This is a genomic window from Mycolicibacterium sp. Y3 (assembly GCF_051188035.1).
Lineage (GTDB): Bacteria > Actinomycetota > Actinomycetes > Mycobacteriales > Mycobacteriaceae > Mycobacterium > Mycobacterium fluoranthenivorans.
In genome coordinates this window covers 1,199,389-1,215,369 of the sequence record NZ_JAVQLT010000001.1, presented here as the reverse complement: position 1 = coordinate 1,215,369, position 15,981 = coordinate 1,199,389, and the positions used below count along the sequence as shown (strand labels likewise).

The 15,981-nt window shown below is 67.5% G+C and carries 19 protein-coding genes; 11 read left to right on the top strand and 8 right to left on the bottom strand.

Annotated elements, in window-relative coordinates; all coding sequences use genetic code 11:
* The first annotated feature begins 100 nt into the window (after positions 1 to 100).
* Positions 101 to 2,164 (top strand): LCP family protein, encoded by a 2,064-nt coding sequence (locus QN239_RS05980; RefSeq protein WP_499008672.1) that lies wholly within the window; start codon positions 101 to 103, stop codon positions 2,162 to 2,164.
* A gap of 85 nt (positions 2,165 to 2,249) precedes the next feature.
* A complete protein-coding gene (phoU, locus tag QN239_RS05975) occupies positions 2,250 to 2,915 on the top strand; it encodes a phosphate signaling complex protein PhoU (protein WP_499008671.1) in 666 nt (221 codons plus the stop codon).
* 30 nt (positions 2,916 to 2,945) lie between these two features.
* On the opposite strand, the gene QN239_RS05970 is transcribed toward phoU, so the two are convergent.
* On the bottom strand, positions 2,946 to 3,476 hold the full coding sequence (locus tag QN239_RS05970) for a MarR family winged helix-turn-helix transcriptional regulator (RefSeq protein ID WP_499008670.1): 531 nt from the start codon (positions 3,474 to 3,476) through the stop codon (positions 2,946 to 2,948).
* Positions 3,477 to 3,556: 80 nt separating this feature from the next.
* On the opposite strand from QN239_RS05970, the gene QN239_RS05965 reads away from it, so the two are divergent.
* Positions 3,557 to 4,531 (top strand): quinone oxidoreductase family protein, encoded by a 975-nt coding sequence (locus tag QN239_RS05965; RefSeq protein ID WP_499008669.1) that lies wholly within the window; start codon positions 3,557 to 3,559, stop codon positions 4,529 to 4,531.
* Positions 4,532 to 4,541: 10 nt separating this feature from the next.
* On the opposite strand, the gene pstB is transcribed toward QN239_RS05965, so the two are convergent.
* The 6 genes from pstB to QN239_RS05935 form a co-directional block, all read right to left on the bottom strand.
* Positions 4,542 to 5,318 (bottom strand): phosphate ABC transporter ATP-binding protein PstB, encoded by a 777-nt coding sequence (gene pstB / locus QN239_RS05960; RefSeq protein WP_499008668.1) that lies wholly within the window; start codon positions 5,316 to 5,318, stop codon positions 4,542 to 4,544.
* 14 nt (positions 5,319 to 5,332) lie between these two features.
* The gene (pstA, locus tag QN239_RS05955) at positions 5,333 to 6,247 is read right to left on the bottom strand and encodes a phosphate ABC transporter permease PstA (RefSeq protein ID WP_499008666.1); all 915 of its coding nucleotides are present in this window, start codon (positions 6,245 to 6,247) and stop codon (positions 5,333 to 5,335) included.
* A gap of 31 nt (positions 6,248 to 6,278) precedes the next feature.
* A complete protein-coding gene (gene pstC, locus QN239_RS05950; RefSeq protein WP_499008665.1) occupies positions 6,279 to 7,334 on the bottom strand; it encodes a phosphate ABC transporter permease subunit PstC in 1,056 nt (351 codons plus the stop codon).
* A gap of 47 nt (positions 7,335 to 7,381) precedes the next feature.
* The gene (gene pstS, locus QN239_RS05945) at positions 7,382 to 8,467 is read right to left on the bottom strand and encodes a phosphate ABC transporter substrate-binding protein PstS (protein ID WP_499008664.1); all 1,086 of its coding nucleotides are present in this window, start codon (positions 8,465 to 8,467) and stop codon (positions 7,382 to 7,384) included.
* 192 nt (positions 8,468 to 8,659) lie between these two features.
* Entirely contained in the window at positions 8,660 to 9,565 is a 906-nt protein-coding gene (gene mshD, locus QN239_RS05940; RefSeq protein WP_499008662.1) for a mycothiol synthase, read from the bottom strand.
* On the bottom strand, positions 9,562 to 10,329 hold the full coding sequence (locus QN239_RS05935) for a winged helix-turn-helix transcriptional regulator (RefSeq protein WP_090354470.1): 768 nt from the start codon (positions 10,327 to 10,329) through the stop codon (positions 9,562 to 9,564). Before QN239_RS05935 ends, mshD begins: the two co-directional genes overlap by 4 nt.
* A 185-nt stretch (positions 10,330 to 10,514) precedes the next feature.
* Between QN239_RS05935 and lmeA the strand changes: the two genes are divergently transcribed.
* The 8 genes from lmeA to QN239_RS05895 all read left to right on the top strand — a co-directional run bounded on the left by lmeA (position 10,515) and on the right by QN239_RS05895 (position 14,938).
* Positions 10,515 to 11,312: a mannan chain length control protein LmeA gene (lmeA, locus tag QN239_RS05930; protein WP_499008661.1), complete on the top strand. Its 798-nt coding sequence runs from the start codon at positions 10,515 to 10,517 to the stop codon at positions 11,310 to 11,312.
* On the top strand, positions 11,309 to 11,740 hold the full coding sequence (locus tag QN239_RS05925) for a thioredoxin family protein (RefSeq protein WP_090354467.1): 432 nt from the start codon (positions 11,309 to 11,311) through the stop codon (positions 11,738 to 11,740). Before lmeA ends, QN239_RS05925 begins: the two co-directional genes overlap by 4 nt.
* Before the next feature lie 20 nt (positions 11,741 to 11,760).
* Positions 11,761 to 11,859: an Ms5788A family Cys-rich leader peptide gene (locus tag QN239_RS05920; protein ID WP_499008659.1), complete on the top strand. Its 99-nt coding sequence runs from the start codon at positions 11,761 to 11,763 to the stop codon at positions 11,857 to 11,859.
* A 98-nt stretch (positions 11,860 to 11,957) separates the two neighbouring features.
* The gene (locus QN239_RS05915; protein WP_499008658.1) at positions 11,958 to 12,455 is read left to right on the top strand and encodes a DUF4395 domain-containing protein; all 498 of its coding nucleotides are present in this window, start codon (positions 11,958 to 11,960) and stop codon (positions 12,453 to 12,455) included.
* A 17-nt stretch (positions 12,456 to 12,472) separates the two neighbouring features.
* Positions 12,473 to 13,306, top strand: coding sequence for a sulfurtransferase (locus QN239_RS05910; RefSeq protein ID WP_499008656.1), 834 nt, complete (start codon positions 12,473 to 12,475; stop codon positions 13,304 to 13,306).
* Between the two features lies 1 nt (position 13,307).
* Positions 13,308 to 13,610, top strand: a complete 303-nt coding sequence (locus QN239_RS05905; RefSeq protein WP_062655781.1) for a DUF1416 domain-containing protein — start codon at positions 13,308 to 13,310, stop codon at positions 13,608 to 13,610.
* Between the two features lie 165 nt (positions 13,611 to 13,775).
* Complete coding sequence (locus tag QN239_RS05900; RefSeq protein WP_499008655.1) at positions 13,776 to 14,429, top strand: heme-binding beta-barrel domain-containing protein; 654 nt, start codon at positions 13,776 to 13,778, stop codon at positions 14,427 to 14,429.
* 95 nt (positions 14,430 to 14,524) lie between these two features.
* Positions 14,525 to 14,938: a hypothetical protein gene (locus tag QN239_RS05895; protein WP_499008653.1), complete on the top strand. Its 414-nt coding sequence runs from the start codon at positions 14,525 to 14,527 to the stop codon at positions 14,936 to 14,938.
* A 233-nt stretch (positions 14,939 to 15,171) separates the two neighbouring features.
* On the opposite strand, the gene QN239_RS05890 is transcribed toward QN239_RS05895, so the two are convergent.
* A complete protein-coding gene (locus tag QN239_RS05890) occupies positions 15,172 to 15,966 on the bottom strand; it encodes an aminodeoxychorismate lyase (RefSeq protein ID WP_499008652.1) in 795 nt (264 codons plus the stop codon).
* Positions 15,967 to 15,981: the final 15 nt, after the last annotated feature.

The window sequence follows — 15,981 nt, the reverse complement described above, 5'->3', positions numbered from 1 at the left end:
GCGGAAGGGGGTACCGGGCTGCTAGACAACAATGCAGCCCCCACGACCACGCGTGTGCAACGGCGCGCACGTCCCCGCGAACGTCGAAGGCCGGTACGACATGAGTGACGGCGACAACGCCACTCCCGGTCTTTGGGGTCCCGCGGAGCCGTCCGATGAGGACGGCACGAAGCCCTCGCAGCCTTCCCAGCGACTTACCCGGTCGACCCCGCCGGGACCAGGCGCCGCGCCGTGGGAGCGCGCCCAGGGTGTGCTGCCGCCCGATCGGCGGCCCGACGTGGAGGGCACCGGTAACCACACCGACGGCGTTGCCGTTGCCGACCTGATCGCCAAGCTCGCTAACGAGTCGGGCACCGGTGGCCGGCGCCGGCGGCGCCCCGCACCCCAACCGACGGCACCGGAGCCGACCGTCGAGGAACCGGCGGCCGCGACCCCCCTGCTCGATGAGGACCAGGACCCGGTCGCGCCGGCGGACTCGGGTGCTACGGACGACTCGGACACCGAGGTCATCCACATCGCGTCGGCCTACGCCTCCGATTACACCTCCGTACTTCCCGATCTGGCCCTGGCCCACCCGGACCGGCCGGCCCACACCACCGCCGCACCCGCGGCTCCGCGGGGCACCCACCGCCGCGCCCGCATCATCGGCCGGGTCGCCGCGGCGCTCATCGCGGTATGCGCGCTGGCACTCACCGGCGGGGCCTGGCAGTGGCAGTCGATGAAGAACAACAGCCTCAACAAGGTGTCCGCACTGGACCTCAACTCGCGCGACATCGTCGACCCCACCGCCCAGTTCGGGGACGAGAACTTCCTCATCGTCGGCGTCGACAGCCGGATCGGCGCCAACAGCGATATGGGCGCGGGCAGCACCGACGACGCCGCAGGCGCACGCTCGGACACCGTCATGCTGGTGAACATCCCCGCCAACCGCAAACGGGTGGTGGCGGTGTCGTTCCCGCGCGATCTCGCCATCACGCCGATCCAATGCCAGGCGTGGGATCCGTCCACCGGAAAGTACGGCCCGGTCTATGACGAAGAGACCGGCGAATACGGTCCCGACGAGGTCTACACCGAGACCAAACTGAATTCGGCGTACGCGTTCGGCGGCCCCAAATGCCTGGTCAAGGTCATCCAGAAGCTGTCCGGCCTGTCGATCAACCGATTCATGGCCGTCGACTTCGCCGGCTTCGCCAAGATGGTCGACGCCCTCGGCGGGGTCGAGGTGTGCAGCACCACCCCGCTGGAGGACTACGAACTGGGCACCGTGCTGTCCACTGCCGGTCGGCAGATGGTGGACGGGCACACCGCGCTGCAGTATGTGCGGGCCCGCCAGGTCACCACCGAGGTCAACGGCGACTACGGCCGCATCAAACGCCAGCAGCTGTTCCTGTCCTCGTTGCTGCGTTCGCTGATCTCCAAGGACACGTTCTTCTCGCTGAGCAAGCTCAACAACGTCGTCAACATGTTCATCCAGGACAGCTACGTCGACAACATCAAGACCAAGGATCTGGTGGACCTCGGCCAGTCCATCCAGGGTGTGAACGCCGGGCGGATCAGCTTCATCACGGTGCCCACCACCGGGCAGACGGACTCGGACGGCAACGAGCCGCCGCGCACCGACGACGTCCATGCGCTGTTCGACGCGATCATCAACGACGATCCGCTGCCCGAGGAACGCAACGCCGACAACACTCCCGTCCCGCAGACCCCGGAAGCGCCGAGCGCGCCCGCACCGGGCACCGCCGAGGTGGTCGACGCCGTGGCCACCGACCCGAGCCTGGTCACCGTCCGGGTGTCCAACTCGACCGGCGAGAACGGCCTGGCCGCCGATGCCGCCTCAGCCCTGCAGCAGCACGGGTTCAACGTCGACGCTCCCGACGACTATCCGGGGCCGCTGAACTCGACGACGGTGTTCTTCGCTCCGGGCAATGAGCAGGCGGCCGCGACCGTGGCGTCCTCGTTCTCCAACGCCACCATGGAACGGACGACCGGCCTGGGCAGTGTGGTGCGCGTTGTGCTGGGCTCGGACTACCGCACGGTGACCCCACCGCAGCCGAGTGGCTCGGCAGTGCAGGTGCATCTGGTCCACGGCGTCGCCACCGAGCCGACTCGCCTGCCCGAGGACCTGACCGTCACCAACGCGGCCGACACGACCTGCGAATAGCCGCACACCGCCGCCTGCGGCCATTCATCGCGAGTTCACCTGCGGCATCGTGACGATCCCGCATCGCAACCGTAGGCTTATCGCCATGCGTACCGCGTACCACGAGCAGCTTCAAGGCCTGAACGATCGACTGGGCGAGATGTGCGGCCTGGCAGGTCAGGCGATGGAACGCGCCACTCAGGCCCTGCTCCAGGCCGATCTGGTGCTCGCCGAGCAGGTGATCACCGACCACGAGCGCATCACCGAGATCAGCAAGGAAGCCGAGGAAGAGGCGTTCGTCATCCTGGCACTGCAGGCCCCGGTCGCCGGTGACCTGCGCGCGATCGTCAGCTCCATCCAGATCGTCGCCGACGTCGACCGGATGGGCGCGCTGGCCCTGCATGTGGCCAAGATCGCCCGCCGCCGCCACCCGCAGCATGCGCTGCCCGAAGAGGTGAACGGCTACTTCGCCGAAATGGGCCGGGTTGCAGTCGAATTGGGCAACAGCGCCCAGGAGGTGCTGCGCACCCTGGATCCGGAGAAGGCGGCCCAGATCCGCGAAGAGGACGATGCGATGGACGATCTGCATCGCCATCTGTTCTCCGTCCTGATGGACAAGGAGTGGCGCCACGGTGTCACCTCGGCCGTCGATGTGACACTGCTGAGCCGGTTCTATGAGCGCTTCGCCGACCACGCGGTGGAGGTGGCCCGCCGGGTGATCTTCCAGGTCACCGGTGAACTGCCGGCGGACGACGAGGTCACCCCGCGCTGAGCGGTTTCCCGTCGCTGCGCTCGCCCTCGATCATTCCCCGTCGCTGCGCTCGCCCCGGGCGGCGACGATTCGCACCCCGTCCTTGCGTGCGGCCAGCAGGTCCCGCAGCACGGTCTCCAGCACCTGCAGATCCGCATTGCTGTAGCGCTGCAGGAATTCGCGCATCCCGCGGTCCATCTCGTCATGCAGTTCGCCGTGTGCGGCGGTGACCAGCTCCCCGTCGGCGGTGAGGCCGAGCGCAATCTCCTTGCGGTTGCCGGGCACCGGCGTGCGCTCCACCAGCCCGGCCTCGACCAGGCGCTGCACGTGTTTGGACACCGTCCCCTTCAGCTGACCCGACCGCGCGGCCAACCCGACCAGACTGAGCGGGCCGTCGGCGATCGCGGCCAGCAGGTGCATCGACAGGGTCGGTAGCGCGCGGACCGTACCCTCCAACCGCTTCGGGCAACGGGCGGCGATGAAATCGCGCTCCGGGTCACCGTCCTCATCGGTGTCGAACTTGTCGCCGACAGCGCCGATCAGCGCGTTGATCGCGTCGACCAGGGCGGCCTTGGTTTTCATGGAAACAATCTTGCCATCCCGGCCCCATCGGCATACATTGTTTCCTTAGAAACCATTTCTATCGAAACTCGAGGAGCGCCATGAAAGCAGCCGTCGTCACAGCATTCGGCCAGGTTCCCGCCTACGCCGACTTCCCCGATCCACAAGCCGGCGAGGGGACGGTGACCGCCACCGTCGAAGCCTCCGCACTGACCAATCTCACCAAGGGATTGGTCAGCGGAAAGCACTACGCCAGTGGCGAACTCACCCTGCCCACCATCCCCGGCTTCGACGGGGTGGCGCGCCTGCAGGACGGGCGACGGGTGTACACCGGAGCGGTCGCGCCCTACGGCATGATGGCCGAGCGCACCCTGATCAGCACCCACGGCGCCATCGAGTTGCCCGCCGCAGTCGATTCGGTCACCGCGGCCGCCGTCCCCAATCCCGGCATCTCGGCGTGGACGGCATTGGAACACGCGGCGGCACTGCGCCCCGGCCAGCGCGTGCTCGTGCTCGGCGCCACCGGCGTCACCGGCTCGATGGCGGTCCAGCTGGCCAAGACGGTGTTCGGCGCGGGCCGTGTGGTCGTCGCCGGCCGCGACACCGCCCGGCTGGACTGGCTGCGCACCGTCGGGGCGGACGAGGCGATCGCACTGGGCGAGGACGACCTCAGCGCCCGGGTGTCCGCGCTGCACGCCGAGCAGCCCTTCGACGCCGTGTTGGACTACCTGTGGGGACAGCCCGCGGAGACGGTGCTTTCCGCCCTGGCCGCGAGCCACCCCTCGGCGCATTATCACGCCACCCGGTTCATCCAGATCGGATCGATGGCCGGACTGACCTTGACGCTGGCCGCCGGGATCCTGCGCGGTACCGGCATCGTGCTGTCCGGTGTCGGTATCGGCAGCGTCCCGCCCGAGGTGCTGGCGCGGGTGCGCACCGAGGCGTTGCCCCGGTTGTTCGACATGGTCGCCGCCGGCACCATCGAATTACGCACGACGACAAGGCCCTTGGCCGAGGTAACGCAGGCCTGGACCGCCGCCGAACCGTCCGGTACCCGGGTGGTGCTCGTCCCCTGAGTGGCTCGCTCTAGCCGAAGCGGCCCGAGATGTAGTCCTCGGTGGCCTTCTGCGTCGGGTTGGAGAAGATCTTCTCGGTGTCGTCGATCTCGATCAGCCTGCCGGGCTTGCCCGTTGCTTCGAGATTGAAGAACGCGGTCTGGTCGCTCACTCGGGCGGCCTGCTGCATATTGTGCGTGACGATCACGATGGTGAAGTCCTGCTTCAGCTCCGAGATCAGGTCCTCGATGGCCAGTGTGGAGATCGGGTCCAGTGCAGAGCAGGGCTCATCCATCAGCAGCACGTCGGGCTGAACGGCGATGGCGCGGGCGATACACAGCCGCTGCTGCTGACCACCGGAGAGGCCGCCACCCGGCTTGTCCAGGCGGTCCTTCACCTCGTTCCACAGGTTGGCACCCTTGAGCGAACGCTCGCAGACCTCATCGAGGGTCTTCTTGTTGCGCACGCCCTGCAACTTCAGGCCGGCCACCACGTTGTCGCGAATGGACATGGTGGGGAACGGATTCGGGCGCTGGAACACCATGCCGATGGTCTTACGCACACCCACCGGGTCGACACCGGCACCGTAGATGTCCTCGCCGTCGAGCAGCACCGAGCCCTCGACGCGGGCGCCGGGAATGACCTCGTGCATGCGGTTGAGGGTGCGCAGCACGGTCGACTTGCCACAGCCCGACGGACCGATGAACGCCATCACGCTGCGCGGCTGAACCGACAGCGAGACGTCGGCCACCGCGTGGAACGACCCGTAGTAGATATTGACGTCTTTGAGATCAAGCCGTTTTGCCATGGCAGTTCACTCCTCTAAACCTTCTTGGGGGCAAAGATCTTGGCGACGAGTCGCGCGCCGATGTTGAGTACGGCGACCAGCAGGATCAGGGTGAGCGCCGCTCCCCACAGCCTGTCAGTGGGCACCGGGTTGGCGCCGGCGCCGGCCGAGATCTGGTCGTACATCATGCCGGGCAGCGATCCCATGAACCCGCCGAACATGTCGAAGTTCATCGCCTGGGCGTAGCCCACCAGGACCAGCAGCGGTGCGGTCTCCCCCATCACGCGGGCCAGGGCCAGCATGACACCGGTGACGATGCCCGACAGTGCCGTCGGGATGACGATCCGCATGATCGTCTTCCACTTCGGCACGCCCAGTGCGTAACTCGCCTCGCGCAGGTCCATCGGGACGATGCGCAGCATCTCCTCGGTGGCTCGCACGATGACCGGGATCATCAGCAGCACCAGCGCGAGCGACACCGCGAAGCCGGACCGCTCGAAGCCCAGCGTGGCCACCCACAAGGCGTAGATGAACAGCGCGGCGACGATGGACGGCACACCGGTGAGGATGTCCACCATGAAGGTGGTGAGCTTGCCCAACCGGGTGCCGCCGCCGTACTCGACGAGATAGACGGCCACGAACACACCGATCGGGATCGAGATCAGCGAGCACACCAGGCCTTGCAGCAGCGTGCCGACGATCGCGTGGTAGACGCCGCCGCCGGCGCTGAACGTCGTCATCCCGGCCTGGGAGTTGGTGAACCACGTCGGCGCGGTGATGGCGTTGAAGCCCTTGACGATCACCGAATACAGCACCCACACCAGCGGTACCAGGGCCACCAGCACCGACCCCGTCACCAACACGGTCGCCACGTTGTTGGTGACCTTGCGGCGCGCACTGACACCCTGGAAGGCGGGCGCCTTGACCGGCTTTTCCAATGTGGAGGTCATCGTGTTCCTCTGTTCTTCGCGCGAGCGCTCATCACTTGGCACCCCGGCCTGCGACCGCGGCGCGGGCCAGCGAGTTCACGATGAAGGTCAGGATGAACAGCACCAGGCCGGCGGCGATATAGGCACCGGCCTTGTACTGGTCGTTGAATTCGCTTGCGGTGGCGGCGATCTTGCTGGCGAAGGTGTAGCCACCGTCGAACAGCGACCATCCGAACGCGGTCTGCGTGCCACGCAGGATGATCAGCAGCGCGATGGTCTCACCGAGCGCACGGCCGAGGCCGAGCATCGCACCGCTGATGTAGCCGGACAGACCGAACGGCAACACCGTGGTGCGCACGACCTCCCAGCGGGTGGCGCCCAGCGCCAGCGCGGCCTCGATCTGGCCGCGGGGCGTCTGCATGAACACCTCGCGGCTGACGGCGGTGATGATCGGCAGGATCATCACCGCGAGCACGATGCCCGCGGTGAAGATGGTGCCGCCGCCGGCCACCGACGCGGTTCCGGTCTTGAACAGGAACAGCCAGTTCAGGTTCTCGTTGAGCCAGATCGCGAAGGGCTTGAGCACCGGCGCCAGCACGTACAGGCCCCATACGCCGTAGACGATGGACGGCACCGCCGCGAGCAGGTCGACCATGTAGGCCAGCGGGCCGGCCAGTCGTTTCGGGGCGTACTGGGTCAGGTAGATCGCGATACCCAGTGCCACCGGCATGGCGAGCACGAGGGCGAACAGCGACACGAAGACCGTCACCTGCAACAGGTCGAAGATGCCGAAGTGCATCGCCGAGGTGTCGGTGGTGACCCAGTTGCCGCCGTAGGTGAAGAAGTTCTCTTTGTTGCGGGCCAGCGCGGGGATGGCCCGCCACAGGAGGAACACCCCGATCGCCGCGATGAGCGCGACGATCAGGATGCCCGATCCTTCGGAGAGACCACGGAAAATGCGGTCTCCCAAGCGTACTTTCGCACCCTTGGAGGGGTTGGTGGAGATGGGCTCCGGCGCCGGGATGGGTGAGGCGATTACCTCACCCGATCCCGCGTCGGCTGGATTAGGTGTCGTCACTGTTATCCCGTCAGGGACCTGGTTGGTCATCGGTCCGCAAGTCCATCCTCACCGCAATTGTGGTTACGCGCCAGCCGTCAGGAGATCGCCGAAACGGAGGCCAGCAGGCGCTGCTTGAAGCTGTCCGGGAGGGCGACGTAGCCGGCCTGGGACAGGCTGGCCTGGCCCTGGTTGGCCGACACCGTGAGGAAGGACTTGACGGCCGCAGCGGTGTCGGCGTCGTAACCCTTCGAGCAGACGATCTCGTAGGTGGCCAGCATCAGCGGGTAGACGCCGGCGTCCTTGGAGGCGTACAGCGCGTTCAGATCCAGGGTCAGATCCTTGCCCTCGCCCTTGAACTTGGCGGCGTCGACGGCCTTCGCGGTGGAGTCATCGGTCAGCGCCACGGCACCGGCACCGCTGTCGATCTGCGCGGTGTGCAGGTTGGCTGCCATGGCCGGGCTCTTCTCGACGTAGCCGATCGAGCCGGGGGTGGCCTGAATGGCCTGCACGACACCGGAGGACTTCTGCGCCCCCTCGCCGGCGCCACCCTGGAACTCCTTGCCCGCACCCTTGGTCCACGCCTGCGGCGCGGCGGCGGCCAGGTACTTCTGGAAGTTGTCGGTGGTGCCCGAGGAATCCGAGCGGTAGATCGGCTTGATGTCCGTGTCGGGCAGCGTGGTACCCGAGTTCAGCGCGGCGATGGCCGGGTCGTTCCACTTCTTGATCTCGCCCTGGAAGATCTTGGCGAGCACCTCGGGGTTCACGACGAGGTTGTCGACACCCTCGATGCTGTAGGCCAGCGCGACGGGGCCGAACACCAGCGGCAGGTTCCAGGCGTCGTTGCCACCGCAACGCTCCTTGGCCTTGGTGATCTGATCGTCTTTGAGCGCCGAGTCGGAGCCGGCGAAGTCGACCTGCTTGGCGATGAACTGGTCCACACCCGCGCCGGAGCCGGTCGGGTTGTACGCCAGGGTCTTGCCCGAGCAGACCTGTCCCCACACCTTGTTGAACTCGGCGATCGCGTTCTGCTGGGCGGTCGAGCCCTCGGCGGTCAGGCTGTTCTTGCCGGCGCAGTCAGCGGCGGAGGCGGCCGAGCTGCCGGAGGCAGCCGAAGAAGAGGAGCTGCCGGAGTTGTTATCGCTACCGCACGCGGTGAGCGACAGTGCGGCGACGGCGGTCATGGAGAGCGTCGTGCCAAGGACCTTGCCAAAGCGATTGAGCTTCACTTATCCCACTTTCGGTTGACGGCTTCAGGCTCTCCGGCAACGTATGCGGTGGTAGTGGACTCTTAACGGATGGAAAGTGAACGGAAGGTGAATAGGTCCAGGGGGTTCACAGGATGCTGAGAAAGGCCATCAAGCAGCCCGTGCAGCCTAGATTCCGTAGGCCACGTCGGCGCTGAACACCGTGAAACCCAGGCGCCGGTAGGTCTTCACCGCCGCCGTGTTGTCCCCCTCCACATACAGGGTCACCTCGGCGCCGGGACCCAGCCGCTGGGCCAGGTGGTGCAGGCCCACCAGCGTCAGCACCGCACCCAACCCGCGGCCCTGCGCGGCCGGGTCGACACCCACCACATAGACCTCACCCAAACCTCGGTCGTGCACATCCCCGCGGGGCGCGGAATGGATTTTCGTCCAGTGGAAACCCAGCAGCCTGAAACCACCCCCCGAGTCGCTGCGCTCCAGCCCGTCGGAGCCCTCGAACACCATGAACAGCCCGGCCGGGTCGAACCAGCTCTCACCGCGACGCTCGGCGATATCGGCCTCGGTCCACCCGCCCTGCTCCGGATGCCAGGAGAACGCGGCGTTGTTCACGCGCAGCAGCTCCGCGTCATCGGACGGTCCGGCGTAAGTCCGTAAGCCCTCCACCGCCGGAAGCGCCGGCAGGTCGGCCAGGCCGCGGCGCATCTGGAGCAGCTCGCGCTTGGGCACCAGCTTCAGCGCGGCGGCCAGCGCTCGAGCCGGTTCCAGGTTGCCGTGTGCCCAGACCCGGATATCGTCTCCGGACTCGGCCAGACCGGTGCGCGCCAGCGCGGACCCGATACCGCGCCGCCGGGCCTGCGGGTGCACCACCAGCTCGGCCATGGCGGGAGCCAGGTTGAGGTAGCCGACCAGTTCCCCGCCATCGAGGGCGAGCAGGTGGCGGGTGTCGTCGCGCGGAAGCTCGCGCAACACCTGATCACCGACCGGCGCGACGCCATCGTGGGCGGTGGCCGCGTCGATCAGCGCCGCGATGCGCTGCTGTTCGGATACCGGCAGTCCGGTCTGCCACGAGATCACTGACTGTGCAGCGGATCGAACGCCTCAGACGCCGAACCGAAATCGTCGTCGTCGAACACGTCGTCGTCGTCCGCTTCGGGTGCCGGGGCCCGGCCTCGAGCGGGACGCACCGCCTTGTATCCGACATTGCGCACGGTGCCGATCAGCGATTCGTATTCGGGACCGAGCTTGGCCCGCAACCGCCGCACGTGCACATCCACCGTGCGGGTGCCACCGAAGAAGTCGTAACCCCACACCTCCTGCAGCAGCTGGGCCCGGGTGAACACCCGCCCGGCGTGCTGCGCGAGGTACTTGAGCAGCTCGAACTCCTTATAGGTGAGGTCGAGCGGGCGGCCACGCAACCGCGCGGTGTAGGTACCTTCGTCGATGACGAGCTCACCGAGGGTGACCTTGCCCATGCTCTCCTGATCGGAGACCCCGCCGCGCCGGCCGACCAGCAACCGCAGTCGGGCGTCGATCTCGGCGGGCCCCGTGCCGGGCAGCAGAATCTCGTCCAGACCCCACTCCACGTTGACCGCCACCAAGCCGCCCTCGTTCACCACGGCCACCACCGGGATCGATGTTCCGGTGGTGCCCAGCAGTCGGCACAGCCCCCGGGCCGCCGCCAGATCAGTGCGCGCGTCGACGATCGCGACGTCGGCGGTACTTGCCTCCAGCAGGGAGGAAACCTCAGTCGGTGCGGAGCGAACGTTGTGTGCCAGAAGGGACAATGACGGCAGCACGGACTCAGGATTCGGGTCTACGGTGAGTAGCAAAAGCTCCAAAAGGCCCTCCGGCGCCCCAGAGGATTCCCAGGACAACGTTGTCGAAGGTCATCTTCCAGATTCATGGCTGACACGTGGTCGTTACGACCGACGATGGGTTAACGATAGCGTGCTACCTGCTGATTAGCTGAGTTGAACGGAGCGCCGCCAACTCCGCGCCCCGCCGGGTACGCCAGAATGTCCGGGTGCGCAAACTGCTCGCCGGTCTCATCGCGACTCTCACCACGCTGGTGCTGGGAGCCGTCGCTGTCGACTTCGGCGCGGCGATCTACGCCGAATACCGCTTGGCCCGCAGCGTTCGCACCGCCGCTCACCTGCCCTTCGATCCGTGGGCCAGCATCCTGAGCTTCCCGTTCATCTCCCAGGCCGCCAACCACCGCTATCGGGAGGTGGAGATCCGGGCCACCGGGGTGGACCACCCGATCACGGGCAAGGTTTCGCTGGAAGCCACGCTGCACCGCGTCGACCTGCACGACTCGTCCTGGCTGATCGGTCCGGATGCCACCCTGCCGGTGGGCAAGCTGGAAAGCCGGATCATCATCGACTCCAGGCACGTCGGCGATGTCATGGGCATCAAGGACCTGCAGGTCGAGGCCCCGCCACGAGAGTCCAACGACGCGACCGACAACACCACGGAGTCGGGCATCTCCAGCGGCGACGGGCTGGTGTTCACCGGTACCCCGGCCGCCGCCGGTTTCGACAAGCGGGTCAGCGTCTCGGTCGATCTCACCCTCGACGGCCCGAACCAGACCACCCTGGTGTTCACCCCGACCAACGTGCTCACCGGACCCGGCACCGCCGATCAGGCCGTACCGCAGGACCGCACCGCCGCGGTGCTGGCGGCCTTCACCTCGCAGGTGCCCGGCCAGAAGCTGCCCTTCGGTCTGACGCCCACCTCAGCCGGAGTCCGCGGATCCGACATCATTGTGGAAGGCATCACCGAGGGAGTAACCATCACACTCGACGGGTTCAGACAGTCATGAACAGTTCCATGGCCCTGGTCATCGTCATGGTGATCGCCGTCCTGGGTCTCGGCTACATCGTCGGGCGCCTGATGACCCTTCGCGCCGGCATGCTGCGCGCCGCGGCCGAGGACGCCCCCACCGAGGATGTCGACACCTCCGATCTCGGGCTGTCCGGCACCGGACCCACGATCGTGCATTTCACCGCCGTGTGGTGCGGGCCGTGCGCCGCTGTGCGCCGCGTGGTCAGCCAGGTCTGCGCCGAACTGCCCGCGGTGGCGCACGTCGAGATCGATATGGACGCCAATCCGGCCGCCGCCCGGCGCCTTTCGGTGCTGTCACTGCCGACGACCTTCATCTTCGATGCCCAGGGCCGGCAACGCTTCCGTGCAACCGGGGTTCCCAAGGCCGCTGACCTGCGCTCGGCCCTGGAGCCACTATTGGCTTGACCGCAGGGTCAACAGGTATTGTGTGCGACGTGTCCGCCCGCCTTGAGCTGCTGCTCACCAAGCGCCGCGCAGTCGATCTGTGCCGCGTCGCGGGTTGTTGCTGTTGTTGTAGCTGCTGAGTAGCCGCGCTTCTCTCTGCGCCGCGCTCGGGGCCAGGCCACCAGGCCGGAATGTGCCCCTTCAGCCCCAACCCCAGCCCAGCAACAGGAGCACAGATATGTCCACGACCACCAGCACCATCACAAATCAGGGCCTCGACCAGGTCGATGTCCGCGGTCCCCGCTTCGTCGCCTGGGTCACCACCGGCGTGCTCATCGTCACGCTGCTGGTGTCTGCGATCAGCGTGCCCGCCGCGGCGGTCATCCTCGCCCTGCAGGCCGTGGTGTTCGCCATCGGCGCCACGCTGGGCCCCCGTAAACACCCCTACGGCCGGGTGTTCGCCGCGCTCATCGCACCGCGACTGGGCCCGGTCACCGAGAAGGAACCGGTGCCGCCGCTGAAGTTCGCCCAGTTGGTCGGCTTCCTCTTCGCCGTCGTCGGCGCCGCGGGCTTCGCTTTCCAGGCGGCGCTCGGCGGCCCACTGCTCGGCCTCATCGCCACCGCGTTCGCCCTGTTCGCGGCGTTCCTGAACGCGGCCTTCGGCATCTGCCTGGGCTGCCAGATCTACCCGTTCGTCGCTCGCCTGCGACGTGCAACTCCCGCCACAAGCCGATAACCGAAAGGAATCACTCCATGGCACGCTCCGACGTCCTGGTCTCCACCGACTGGGCCGAGAGCAATCTCGACGCGCCGAACACCGTCTTCGTCGAGGTCGACGAAGACACGTTGGCCTACGAAGGTGGTCACATCGCCGGCGCCGTCAGGCTGGACTGGAAGACCGAGCTGCAGGACCAGGTCAAGCGCGACTTCGTCGACCAGCAGCAGTTCTCGAAGCTGTTGTCCGACAAGGGAATCAGCAACGACGACACGGTGATCCTGTACGGCGGCAACAACAACTGGTTCGCCGCCTACGCCTACTGGTACTTCAAGCTGTACGGCCACAACGACGTCAAGCTGCTCGACGGCGGGCGCAAGAAGTGGGAGCTCGACGGGCGCCCCCTGGTGACCGAGGTCCCCACCCGTCCCGCCACCTCGTACACCGCCGCGGCACCGAACAACGACATCCGCGCGTTCCGCGACGAGGTCATCGCGGCGATCGGCGAGAAGAACCTCGTCGATGTGCGCTCCCCCGACGAGTTCTCCGGCAAGATCCTCGCGCCCGCGCATCTGCCGCAGGAGCAGAGCCAGCGCCCCGGCCACATCCCCGGCGCCATCAACGTGCCGTGGAGCAAGGCGGCCAACGAGGACGGCACCTTCAAGTCCGATGAGGACCTGGCCAAGCTCTACGCGGCGGCCGGCCTGGACGGCGAGAAGGAGACCATCGCCTACTGCCGCATCGGCGAGCGTTCCTCGCACACCTGGTTCGTGCTGCAGGAGCTGCTGGGTCACCAGAACGTCAAGAACTACGACGGCAGTTGGACGGAATACGGCTCCCTGGTGGGCGCCCCGATCGAGTTGGGAAGTTGATATGTGCTCTGCACCGAAACAAGGTGTGACGCTGCCGGCAGGCGTCGACCTGGAGAAGGAAACCGTCATCACCGGTCGTGTGGTGGACGGATCGGGCCAGACCGTCGGCGGCGCGTTCGTGCGGCTGCTGGACAGCTCGGACGAGTTCACCGCTGAGGTGGTGGCCTCGGCGACCGGCGATTTCCGCTTCTTCGCCGCACCGGGCACGTGGACCGTGCGCGCGCTGTCGCCCGCAGGCAACGGCGACGCCAGCGTGACGCCGTCCGGCGCCGGGATCCACGAAGTCGACATCAAGGTCGCCTGACGCCGATCGAGTGCCGCTGCGCTCGGGCCTCGGTTCGAGCGCAGCGGCTCCCGGCAGTTAGACTCCTGACGTGGTTCTCTTCTTCGAATTCATGCTTGTGGCGGCCGTGGTCGTCATCACCTGGTTTGCGCTCTACGCGCTGTACCGCCTGATCACCGACGAGGCGTGAGCAACGACGACGCCGTCGAGCCGGGGTCGGGCGACCGGGCCGTAGCCGCAGCTGCGGAGCGGGCCAGGATCACCGCCGCCCGCAACATCCCGACGTTCGATGATCTGCCCCTTCCGGCGGATACCGCGAACCTCCGGGAAGGCGCCGACCTCAACCCCGCACTGTTGGCGCTCCTGCCGCTGGTCGGCGTGTGGCGCGGCGAGGGCGAGGGTCGCGACACCCACGGTGACTACCGTTTCGGCCAGCAGATCATCGTCTCCCACGACGGTGGTGATTACCTGAACTGGGACAGCCGCTCCTGGCGGCTCGGCACGGACGGCGAGTTCGAGTCGACCGGGTTCCGCGAGTCGGGATTCTGGCGCTTCGTGAATGACCCAGCCGACCCCTCCGAATTACAGGCCATCGAGCTGCTGCTGGCCCATTCCGCGGGCTACGTCGAGCTGTTCTATGGCCGCCCGCGCAACCAGTCCTCCTGGGAACTGGCCACCGACGCCCTGGCCCGCAGCAAGTCCGGCATGCTCGTCGGCGGTGCCAAGCGGCTGTACGGCATCGTCGACGACGGCGATCTGGCCTATGTCGAGGAGCGGGTCGACGCCGACGGCGGGCTGGTACCGCACCTGTCGGCGCGCCTGAGCCGCTTCGTCGGTTAGCCGCGCAGGCGCATAACCTACGCCCAGGCTAGGGATACCGCGCGCCCAGCAACGGCCCATACCGTCGTCTCCGTCAATTCGAGAACGGAGAATTCATGGCTCTGACAGCACTACGCACCGCGGCGATGGGCATCACCGGTGCGGCCTTGATCGCCGGCGTGGTCGGTTGTTCGTCGGGTGGAACGTCAACGGAATCAACGACTTCGGCGACGGCATCCACCTCCTCCAGCGCGACGTCGGAATCCACGTCGGCGGCGGCCGCACCCGACGGTCACGATGCTTTCACCGCCTGCATGACAGAGCACGGCGTGCCCGCTCCGCCGGAGGGCGGTCCGCCCGCCGGAATGACCCCGCCGCCCGGGATGACGCCGCCGAGCGGTCCGCCGCCCTCGGGCGCTCCCCATCCCGGCGAGGGTAAGACACCGCCGGCCCCTCCGGGCGTCGACCAGGGCACGTGGGATAAGGCCAACGAGGCCTGCGCGTCGCTCGCCCCTGCACCCCCGAAGTAGCCCAGACATGGGGCGGCCCCCGAGCCGTAGTTCTTGGTGGGACAAAACCAAGGGCTCGGGGGCCGGGTGGCTGCTTGGAATTCGCCAGCGCTCGCAGGTGGATTCCTCGCGCCTGCAGCTGCTAGCGAGCAGCCACCTCACTTGTCCGTATGCCAATCAATGTGTCGGACCACCTCCTTCCCTGTGTACCGACGAAAGTACTCGCGCCCCGCGGACCCGACAACCGAATTTCGTCAGGATTCGCGGCCGACGGCGGTGTCCACCCACTCGGCCAGCTGCGCCGCGAGCGGCGCCAGCGGCAGGGCGACACCGTCCAGGGTGTGCACACGCGCGGCCAACGTCACCGCCGAGAGCAGCCAAACACCTTGCGCTGCAAAGAGATCGGCGACGGCCAGCGGACGGTACACGACCCGCGGCGCGGTCTGGAACAACGCGCGCACGGTGGTGCCGGGCAGGATCGCCGGCGTGGCCGGCGGGCTGATCAGGGTTTCGCCCTCAGCGATCACCACCGACGAACGCGGGCCCTCCAGTACCAGCCCGCCGGCGCCGACATAGATCGCGTCGCCGGCGCCGCGGCGGGCGGCCTCCCGTAGCGCCGCGGCGTTATCGGCGTAGGACAACGACTTCGCCGCATGCAGGGGACCGTCCGGTCCACGATCCAGCGTCACCGCAGCCACCCCGTCGCGGCGGGCCGCGGCCACCCGGTCCGGCACCGGCGATATCGCGGCGAAGGCCGCGCCGCGGCCGTACACCAACCGCAGCACCGCGTCGTCCCCGGCCCACCGCGAGACCGCCGTCGCCGCCGCCGTGCGGAACAGCGCGAGGTCGACGGGCGGCAGCGCCGCGATACGCGCGGAATCGGCCAGCCGGCTCAGATGGGCTTCCAGCAGACAGGCCCGCCCGCCGCGCACCAGGGTGGTCTCGAAGACCCCGTCACCGTGGGTCAGCACCGGGTCGGTGACCCGCACCAACGGCTCGTCGAGACCGTGCACGTCGCCGTCGAGCGTCACGACGAGACCGGCGGGCATGACGCCAGAGCCTAG

Coding starts and splice junctions, on each gene's coding strand:
- QN239_RS05970 (WP_499008670.1), bottom strand. CDS start 3,476: ATGAAAACCAAGGCCGCCCTGGTCGACGCGATCAACGCGCTGATCGGC.
- pstS (WP_499008664.1), bottom strand. CDS start 8,467: ATGACCGCCGTCGCCGCACTGTCGCTCACCGCGTGCGGTAGCGATAAC.
- QN239_RS05910 (WP_499008656.1), top strand. CDS start 12,473: ATGGCACGCTCCGACGTCCTGGTCTCCACCGACTGGGCCGAGAGCAAT.
- QN239_RS05965 (WP_499008669.1), top strand. CDS start 3,557: ATGAAAGCAGCCGTCGTCACAGCATTCGGCCAGGTTCCCGCCTACGCC.
- pstC (WP_499008665.1), bottom strand. CDS start 7,334: ATGACCAACCAGGTCCCTGACGGGATAACAGTGACGACACCTAATCCA.
- QN239_RS05905 (WP_062655781.1), top strand. CDS start 13,308: ATGTGCTCTGCACCGAAACAAGGTGTGACGCTGCCGGCAGGCGTCGAC.
- QN239_RS05915 (WP_499008658.1), top strand. CDS start 11,958: ATGTCCACGACCACCAGCACCATCACAAATCAGGGCCTCGACCAGGTC.
- pstA (WP_499008666.1), bottom strand. CDS start 6,247: ATGACCTCCACATTGGAAAAGCCGGTCAAGGCGCCCGCCTTCCAGGGT.
- pstB (WP_499008668.1), bottom strand. CDS start 5,318: ATGGCAAAACGGCTTGATCTCAAAGACGTCAATATCTACTACGGGTCG.
- phoU (WP_499008671.1), top strand. CDS start 2,250: ATGCGTACCGCGTACCACGAGCAGCTTCAAGGCCTGAACGATCGACTG.
- QN239_RS05925 (WP_090354467.1), top strand. CDS start 11,309: ATGAACAGTTCCATGGCCCTGGTCATCGTCATGGTGATCGCCGTCCTG.
- QN239_RS05890 (WP_499008652.1), bottom strand. CDS start 15,966: ATGCCCGCCGGTCTCGTCGTGACGCTCGACGGCGACGTGCACGGTCTC.
- QN239_RS05895 (WP_499008653.1), top strand. CDS start 14,525: ATGGCTCTGACAGCACTACGCACCGCGGCGATGGGCATCACCGGTGCG.
- QN239_RS05980 (WP_499008672.1), top strand. CDS start 101: ATGAGTGACGGCGACAACGCCACTCCCGGTCTTTGGGGTCCCGCGGAG.